This window comes from Pseudomonas sp. 05N434, assembly GCF_056396965.1.
This window is the reverse complement of sequence record NZ_JBFTMK010000454.1, coordinates 1-4174: the sequence shown is the minus strand read 5'-3', so window position 1 is coordinate 4174 and position 4174 is coordinate 1. Positions and strand designations below refer to the sequence as shown.

Genomic DNA, 4174 nt, shown 5'->3' with positions numbered 1-4174 from the left:
GTTCTCGACATCCTCGGTGGCGCGCAGCACGGACTGACGGTAAGCGGCCAGGGTTTCGGCTTCCTGTCCCTTGGCTTGGTCGATTTGGGCGTTTATGCGACCGAAGTCGAAGAGTCTCCAGCGCAGTCCCAATACGCCCGCCGACTGGCTGGCGCCGCTGGTGAAAAGATTGCCTGCGGATACAGCCGTGGCACTACCCAGCAATGCGCTGAGGGAGAATTTCGGGTAGTACTCAGCAATCGCCTCCCCRATGCGTGCGTTTGAAGCCGCAAGACGGCGCTCAGCCACAATGAGGTCTGGCCTGCGGCGCAGCAAATCGGCCGGCGTTCCCATCGTCTTTAACTGCGGCGCTACAGGAATGCTCCCCGCGCTTGCCAGTTGTGTGCGGTGAGTGCCTGGCGGCGTGCCGAGCATGACATCCAGCGCATTCATGGCAGCATCCAGACCGGTCTGCAGGACCGGCACTGTCGCCTGGACCTGCGATAGCGCCCCCTCGGCCTGGCGAACCTGATAGTTGGCGGCGAGCCCCTTGCTGTAGAGCAATTGGACTTTCTCTAGTAGCTCCTGCTGTGTTTTGACTTGTCGGTTCGCAATGTCCAACCGGGTCTGCAGTCCGCGGATAGTGATGTAGATATCGGCGGTCTGCGCGGCGACGGCCAATCGTGTGGCAGCGACGCCCGCCTGGGAAGCCTGGTACTCGGCCAGAGCAGCCTCGCGTCCGCGGCGCAATCCGCCAAAGACATCTACCTCCCAGCTGGCATCGAGGTTGGCCTCGTAGGAACTTCCGTACCGATCATAGCCAGGCGTTGAGTTCAACACCTGGCCGAGCGGCGTCTCGATTGACTGGTAGGAGCGCGCGGCCTGTCCGCTGATGTTCCCCGAGGGCAGTAAAGCGGCATTTGCGGCGCCCAGTCCGGCCCGCGCCTGCGTGACTCGCGCCGACGCCTGCGCCAGATCCAGGTTCTGCTCAAGTGCCTTGGAGACGAAGTCGGCTAACAGCGGATCACCAAAGCCTTCCCACCAGGCGACAAGACTGGCCGGCGTCGCCCCAGGCCTCTGTTCGACAGAAGACTGCCCCAAGTAATGGTCCGACAGTGGGGCGTCCGGACGGTGATAGTCCGGACCGACCGCGCAACCTGTCATCAAGCTGGCACTCACCAAGAGAGCAATGGGGCGGAGGGGAGGCATTGAGGTACCTTCAATTGAGGATGTTTGTGACTATATTACGTTATGGTCACTATCTGTCAATCGACGCTCTTTGGGCTGAGCTCGAGGTTGGCCAGCAGTATTCGGCAATACTAGTGCTGAGATCATGGGGTTCGGTACTTCATGATTCGTGACCATTGACAGATATGGTCACTAGACTGAGAATGAGGCGCCTGTCCTATTTTTTCAGTAAGGGAACCTATGCGCCGGCTTCGACCTGTCCCCATTGCCGCTTGCTTGTTGCCTCTCGTCCTGACGGCGTGTGGCGACTCATCCACCGTTGAAGATCCACGTACGCATGCCCCTCTGGTGAGGTCCTCTGCGGTTCAGGGTTCGTCCGACGTCTCACGTTCTTTCACGGGCGTCGTGGCTGCCCGCGTCCAGGGCGATCTGGGTTTTCGGGTATCAGGCAAGGTGCTTGAGCGTCTGGTTGACACCGGTCAGACCGTTAAGCGCGGTCAGCCACTCATGCGTCTCGACCCAATCGACCTGGGGTTGCAGGCGCGAGCACAGCAAGAGTCAGTCATCGCCGCTCGGGCCCGAGCCAAGCAGACTGYAGATGACGAAGCGCGATATCGCGACCTGGTCGCCGCAGGCGCTATTTCCGCATCGGCTTACGACCAGATCAAAGCCGCAGCGGATACCGCAAAGGCGCAGCTCAGCGCCGCTGAAGCGCAGGCTGATGTAGCCCGCAATGCTTCTGGTTATRCGGTGCTGTTTGCGGATTCCGACGGCGTAGTGGTGGAGACGCTCGCCGAGCCCGGACAAGTCGTCAGCCCGGGACAGCCCGTGGTTCGACTGGCGCGGGCGGGGCAACGTGAAGCCATCGTGCATCTGCCCGAGACGCTACGCCCCGCAGCAGGATCCACCGCGCAGGCGACGCTTTATGGCAATACCACGGGTGCTGTTACAGCGAAGCTGAGGCTGCTTTCTGACTCGGCCGATCGAATGACACGCACCTTCGAGGCGCGGTATGTGCTTGAGGGCGCGCTGGCCAATGCACCGCTAGGTTCGACCGTCACGCTTCGGATCGCTGAAAGCACCACGCAAGGGCAGGGGCTGCAAGTACCGATCGCTGCCGTTTATGACCCAGGCCAAGGCACTGGCGTGTGGGTCATTGCCGGTACACCTGCGAAGGTGGCCTGGCGACCTGTTCAAATCTTGGGCTTGAGCGACGACGCAGCGCGAGTCGCAGGCGATCTCAAGGTCGGCGAGCAGATTGTAGCGTTAGGCGCGCATCTGCTGCGCGATGGTGAGGAGGTGAGGCTGGCTCAACCGGATGGCGTCAAGGTCGCAGGGAGTCATCCATGAGCGAGGGGCGCTTCAATCTCTCTGCGATCGCCGTTCGCGAGCGCTCCATCACGGTGTTTCTGATCTTCCTGATCGCCGTTGCGGGCATCCTGTCGTTCTTCCAGCTGGGGCGTGCGGAAGATCCTCCGTTTACGGTCAAGCAGTTGACGGTCATTACCGCGTGGCCGGGCGCCACGGCGCAGGAGATGCAGGATCAGGTAGCAGAGCCACTTGAAAAGCGCCTGCAAGAACTGAAATGGTACGACCGCACGGAAACCTACACCCGTCCTGGCCTCGCCTTCACCATGGTGTCACTGCGCGATAGCACGCCGCCCGCGCAAGTGCAGGAGGAGTTCTATCAGGCGCGTAAAAAGCTCGACGATGAGGCCAGGAAGCTGCCGGCGGGTGTCATTGGGCCAATGGTCAACGACGAGTTTTCGGACGTGACATTTGCACTGTTCGCCCTGAAAGCCAAAGGCGAACCGCAGCGACTGTTGGTGCGTGATGCAGAGTCGTTGCGCCAACAACTGTTGCATGTGCCGGGCGTGAAGAAGGTCAACATCATTGGGGAGCAACCCGAGCGCATCTTTGTTTCCTTTTCCCATGATCGGCTGRCCACCTTGGGCGTATCGCCTCAGGACATCTTTGCCGCGCTGAATAATCAGAACGTGCTCACGCCTGCCGGCTCGATCGAAAGCGACGGGCCGCAGGTTTTTCTTCGGCTGGATGGCGCCTTCGATAAGGTGCAGAAGATTCGTGACACACCCATTGCGGTTCAGGGGCGGACGCTGAAGCTCTCGGACGTGGCGACGATCGAACGTGGTTATGAAGATCCGGCAACCTTTCTCGTGCGTAATAACGGTGAAGAGGCCTTGTTGCTGGGGATCGTGATGCGTGAGGGTTGGAACGGTCTTGACCTGGGCAAGGCGCTGGACGCGGAGACGGTCAAGATCAATGAAGGCATGCCGTTGGGCATGACGCTCTCCAAGGTCACCGATCAATCTGTAAATATCAGTTCGGCCGTCGGCGAGTTCATGGTCAAGTTTTTCGTCGCGCTGCTTGTGGTGATGCTCGTCTGCTTTCTCAGCATGGGCTGGCGTGTAGGCGTTGTGGTCGCTGCGGCTGTGCCGTTGACGTTGGCGGTGGTGTTTGTGGTGATGGCGGCCACTGGAAAGAACTTTGACCGTATCACCCTTGGCTCGTTGATTCTGGCGCTCGGACTGTTGGTGGACGACGCCATCATTGCTATCGAAATGATGGTGGTGAAAATGGAAGAGGGCTACGACCGCATCAAAGCTTCCGCATACGCCTGGAGTCATACAGCCGCGCCGATGCTTTCCGGTACGCTGGTGACGGCTATCGGCTTTATGCCCAACGGTTTCGCGCAGTCGACAGCCGGCGAGTACACCAGCAACATGTTCTGGATCGTGGGCATTGCCCTGATTGCCTCTTGGGTGGTTGCGGTAGCTTTTACCCCGTACCTGGGTGTGAAGATGTTGCCGAACATCAAGAAGGTGGAGGGTGGTCATGCGGCCATCTACAACACCCGAAATTACAACCGCTTCCGCCAGGTGTTGACGCGTGTCATCGCTCGCAAATGGCTGGTAGCCGGTACTGTTATCGCAATGTTTGGCGTGGCGATTCTCGGCATGAGCCTGGTCAAGAAACAGTTCTTCCC

General features: G+C 59.8%; 3 protein-coding genes. 2 read left to right on the top strand and 1 reads right to left on the bottom strand.

The genetic code is table 11. The features are described from left to right. Positions 1 to 1188, bottom strand: a 1188-nt coding sequence (locus AC1DLB_RS23160) for an efflux transporter outer membrane subunit (protein ID WP_477785709.1), incomplete at its 3' end; no start/stop codon positions are given. Positions 1189 to 1407: 219 nt separating this feature from the next. On the opposite strand from AC1DLB_RS23160, the gene AC1DLB_RS23155 reads away from it, so the two are divergent. Next, positions 1408 to 2517 carry an efflux RND transporter periplasmic adaptor subunit gene (locus tag AC1DLB_RS23155; protein ID WP_477785708.1) on the top strand — a complete coding sequence of 370 codons (1110 nt, stop codon included), beginning with the start codon at positions 1408 to 1410 and terminating at the stop codon, positions 2515 to 2517. After that, positions 2514 to 4174: efflux RND transporter permease subunit (locus AC1DLB_RS23150; RefSeq protein WP_477785707.1), on the top strand; the 1661-nt coding region annotated here is incomplete at its 3' end. The genes AC1DLB_RS23155 and AC1DLB_RS23150, both read left to right, overlap by 4 nt.